This is a genomic window from Streptomyces sp. (genome assembly GCF_031178505.1).
GTDB classification, from domain to species: Bacteria; Actinomycetota; Actinomycetes; order Streptomycetales; family Streptomycetaceae; genus Streptomyces; species Streptomyces gulbargensis.
Genome location: NZ_JAPSIW010000650.1, coordinates 1 through 4,032, shown reverse-complemented (window position 1 = coordinate 4,032; position 4,032 = coordinate 1). Strand labels below are relative to the sequence as shown.

At 73.0% G+C, this 4,032-nt stretch carries 6 protein-coding genes; 5 read left to right on the top strand and 1 reads right to left on the bottom strand.

Features of this window, described 5'->3' with window-relative positions; translation table 11 throughout:
- Together RIF68_RS29815 and RIF68_RS29810 are read left to right on the top strand one after the other, a co-directional pair.
- Positions 1-710 (top strand): oxidoreductase (locus tag RIF68_RS29815; RefSeq protein ID WP_309054394.1); only part of this gene is annotated, 710 nt, incomplete at its 5' end.
- A 120-nt stretch (positions 711-830) separates the two neighbouring features.
- Positions 831-1,598 (top strand): SDR family oxidoreductase, encoded by a 768-nt coding sequence (locus RIF68_RS29810; protein WP_309054393.1) that lies wholly within the window; start codon positions 831-833, stop codon positions 1,596-1,598.
- Positions 1,599-1,873: 275 nt separating this feature from the next.
- On the opposite strand, the gene RIF68_RS29805 is transcribed toward RIF68_RS29810, so the two are convergent.
- Complete coding sequence (locus RIF68_RS29805) at positions 1,874-2,407, bottom strand: GNAT family N-acetyltransferase (protein WP_309054392.1); 534 nt, start codon at positions 2,405-2,407, stop codon at positions 1,874-1,876.
- Positions 2,408-2,687: 280 nt separating this feature from the next.
- Between RIF68_RS29805 and RIF68_RS29800 the strand changes: the two genes are divergently transcribed.
- The 3 genes from RIF68_RS29800 to RIF68_RS29790 form a co-directional block, all read left to right on the top strand.
- Positions 2,688-2,993 (top strand): SCO4225 family membrane protein, encoded by a 306-nt coding sequence (locus RIF68_RS29800; protein WP_309054391.1) that lies wholly within the window; start codon positions 2,688-2,690, stop codon positions 2,991-2,993.
- 22 nt (positions 2,994-3,015) lie between these two features.
- Entirely contained in the window at positions 3,016-3,321 is a 306-nt protein-coding gene (locus RIF68_RS29795; protein ID WP_309054390.1) for a GNAT family N-acetyltransferase, read from the top strand.
- Positions 3,322-3,325: 4 nt separating this feature from the next.
- A partial coding sequence (locus tag RIF68_RS29790) for a pirin family protein (RefSeq protein WP_309054389.1) occupies positions 3,326-4,032 on the top strand: 707 nt, incomplete at its 3' end.

Genomic DNA, 4,032 nt, shown 5'->3' with positions numbered 1-4,032 from the left:
ACCTGGCCGAGCGGGGCCGGGCACTGCTGGTCGCGATGGACGTGACCGACACGGACAGCGTGCGCCGGGGTGTCGAACAGGCCGAGCAGCACTTCGGCCGGGTCGACGTCGTGGTCAACAACGCCGGCATCGGCTACTTCGCCGCGGTGGAGGAGACCGACCCGGAGACCGTCGAGCGGCTGTTCGACGTCAACTTCCACGGGGTGGCGCGCCTCGTCCACGCGGTGCTGCCGGGCATGCGGGCCCGGCGCTCGGGCACCATCGTCAACCTGACCTCGATCGGCGGCCTGGTCGGCCACCCCGCCGTGGGCTACTACTGCGCCACCAAGTTCGCCGTGGAGGGCCTCTCCGAAAGCCTGCGCCACGAGGTGGAGCCGCTCGGCATCAGGGTCATGACGGTGGAACCGTCCGCGTTCCGCACCGCCTGGGCGGGCTCCTCCCAGGAGACGCGGTACCCGATCGCCGACTACGACCCCACCGCCGGCGCCGCGCGCCGCGCGTATCACGGCTCCGTCGGCAAGCAGGCCGGCGATCCCGACCGCGCGGCGCGAGCCCTGCTGAAGGCCGTCAACGCCGCCGAGCCGCCCCGCCACCTGCTGCTCGGTGCCGACGCCTACGACCTGGCCACCGCCCAACTGGAGACGCGCGCCGCGGAGTTCCGGGCCTGGGAGGAGATCACGCGCAGCGCGGACTTCCCCGCCGGCCGGTGACGGCCGCCCCGCATCCCGACGCCGGCACCCGGCCACCGGAACGCCGCCTCCCCGCCGGCCGGCCCAGTACGGCCCCGCACCGTTCCCCCTTCCGCACCCCTCCTGAGAGGAACCACTGTCATGTCGCGTTTCACCAGCAAGGTCGCCGTCGTCACCGGTGGCGGCTCGGGCATCGGCCTGGCCACCGCCCGCCGCTTCCTCGACGAGGGCGCCTCGGTCGTGATCTCCGGCCGCCGCGCGGAGCGGCTGCGGCAGGCCGCGGCCGAGATGCCGCAGGACCGTGTCCTGGCCTTCCCCGCCGACGTCTCCGTACGTGTCGAGTGCGACGCCCTCGTCCAAGCCGCCGTCGGCCGCTTCGGCCGCATCGACACCCTGGTCAACGCCGCCGGCATGAACCTCGTCGGCACCGTCGAGGAGACCAGCGACGAGGACTGGCACCGGTGCGTCGGTGCCGATCTCTCCAGCGTCTTCTACACCACCCGCGCCGCTCTGCCCCACCTGCGCGCCACCAAGGGCTCCATCGTCAACGTCGGCTCCGTCTCCTCCCTCGGCGGCGGCTGGTCCCACGCCGGCTACAACGCCGTCAAGGCCGCCGTCGCCAACCTCACCCGGTCCGTCGCCTGTGACGAGGGCAAGCACGGCGTCCGCGCCAACACCGTCTGTCCCGGGCTGACCGTCACCGAAATGGTCGACGCGATCATGGCCGACGACGCGCTGCTGGAGAAGGCGTGGCAGCGCATCCCCCTGCGCCGCGCCGCCGAGGCCGACGAGGTCGCCGCCGCCATCGCGTACCTCGCCAGCGACGAGGCCGCCATCGTCACCGGCGTCACCCTGCCCGTCGACGGCGGTCAGACCTGCACCGACGGCGGACCGGAATGGGGCAAGTAGACACGTCCGGGCCGGCCTTCACCGCAGGTCGCGGCCGATCAGGCCCGCTTACCCGGGCGTCCACCCCGATGACGGGCGGCGCGCACGCACCGGCGCCCGGGCTCCGGACGGCGGGTACCGCGCCCGGTCGCGCACAGTCACCCGCCGTCCGATCAGCGCCTGGCTGTGACGGCTGCGCACCTCGCACCGCCGGCGGGCGCCCGCGCCGCCAGGGACGCGGTGCGGGACGTCGGCGGGCTGGGCCGGCCGAGGTGACGACAGTGGACGTGCGGCACCTACCGTGACGGGGGACGACGGGCTGCCGCCGGCCGGTCGAGCACGGACCTGGCCAGCAAGTACGTCACCCCTGTACGGGTCACCGTACGCACGAGAGCGAATCCCTGAACGTCCCGGTAGTACCGCATGAGCCGGTCGTCGGCGCAGCTTAGGCGCAGCCAGGCCGCTCCGGCGGCCGCGGTCTCCTCCAGCGCCCACGCGGCCAGCACGGCGCCCGGGCGGTGCCCGCGCCAGGCGGGATCGGTGCAGGTCGTACTCAAGTACCGGGCCGGCTGTTCGCGTTCGACGGTGCTCCACTCCTCGTCCGAAGCCGTGGCGGACAGGGTGGTGCAGCCGACGACCGCGCCACTTCGATGGACGAGAAGCCGGGCCGGGGCCCGGGGACGGGTGGCCCGTGCGGCCATCGCGTCGGCACTGTGCCACCAGGCCTCCCAGTCCTCCAGCCCCTCCCGGCGCATCCATGCGGCACGGGCGCGGATGACACGGGCGACCGCCGGCGCATCGTCCACCGTGGCCGTGCGTACGTCGAACACCGCGACTCCGATCCTCGTGCCGGCACCATGGGGAGGGACTCCTCCGCGGCGTTCCGGGTTGCCTGTGCACGACCGCTCCGGTCGTCGGCCCCCGGAACGGCATGCCGTACGAAGTCCCGGTTTCGGTGCTTGTGTTCATCGCCGGCGGCACCATCGCGATATAGGCGGTCACTGCCGACGCCGCCGGGAGCGGCGACGTGCGACTGTCGGTGCCGGCGCCCCTCGCGTATGCCCCGGGCGCCGGCCGAGCCCCCGCATGCCACGCACACCGAAGGACACCATGAGCCTCGTCACCCCCTCCCGGTCGCTGTTCTCCACGGCCACCGGCAACTGGGTCTCACGCGCCTACCTGGCCGTCGTGGCCGTCCTGCTGGTGTGGTCCTACGTGGACGCGGTCTTCGTAGCCCAGGCCGACTCCTCGTTCGCGGGCATCTATCCCATCGCCGCCACCGCCCCCGTGAGCGTGGCGCTGCTCGCGGTCGACGCCTTCTCGGCGCCTGCCTTCCCGGTGATCGTCGTCGCCTGCGCGCTGCTGAACGCCTGGCTCATCGGCCTCGCGGTACGGCGGATCACGTCCCACCACTGACGTCCGACCCCAGGAGGACACCATGAGCGTCGCCGTGACCGACAACCCCTCGGCCACCCGTTTCGAACTGCACGAGGACGAGAAGCTGGTGGGGTACGCGCAGTACCACACCTACAGGGACGAGATCGCCTTCCTGCACACGGAGATCGACAAGCGCTTCGGCGGCCGGGGCTTCGCTGGCCGGCTGGTCGGCGCGGCCCTCGACGCCGCGCGGGAACGCGGCCTCAAGGTGCTGCCCTACTGCCCGTTCGTCCGCGGACACATCACCAGGCACCCGGAGTACCTCGACCTGGTGCCGCGGGGCGACCGCGCCCGGTTCGGGCTGTGAACCCGTGAGCAACCTCGACACCGCACCGACCGTCCACGTACGGGGAGGCCGCCAGGAGGTCTCCGCCCATCCCGTCCACCAGCTCCTGCGACCGAGGATCACCCCCCTCGGGGAGAACACCGCGGTGCGCCGGCTCCTGCCCAACCTGGGCCGCCGGATGGTCGGGGCGTGGTGTTTCGTCGACCACTACGGCCCGGACGACATCGCCGACGGGCCCGGCATGTGGGTCCCTCCCCATCCGCACACCGGCCTGCAGACCGTGAGCTGGCTGCACGAGGGCGAGGTCCTGCACCGGGACAGCGTCGGCAGTCTGCGGACGATCCGCCCCCGTGAGTTGGGGCTCATGACCGCGGGCCGGGCGATCGCCCACGCCGAACAGACACCGCGCGAACACGTGCCGTTGCTGCACGGGGCGCAGCTGTGGATCGCCCTGCCCGACGCCCACCGGTCGGTCGCCCCCGCCTTCGAGCACCACACGGACCTGCCCGGCATCACGTCACGCTCGGGACTTCGGGGCACCGTCGTCCTCGGCGAGGTGGACGGCGCCGCCTCCCCCGGCACCACGTACTCGCCCGTGGTCGGAGCCGACCTCTCCCTGGCCGAGGGCGCGTCCGCACGGCTACCGCTGGTGCCGGATTTCGAGTACGCGGTCCTGACCATGTCCGGGTCCTGCCGTGTCGACGGGGTGCCGCTGGACCCCGGCTCCATGCT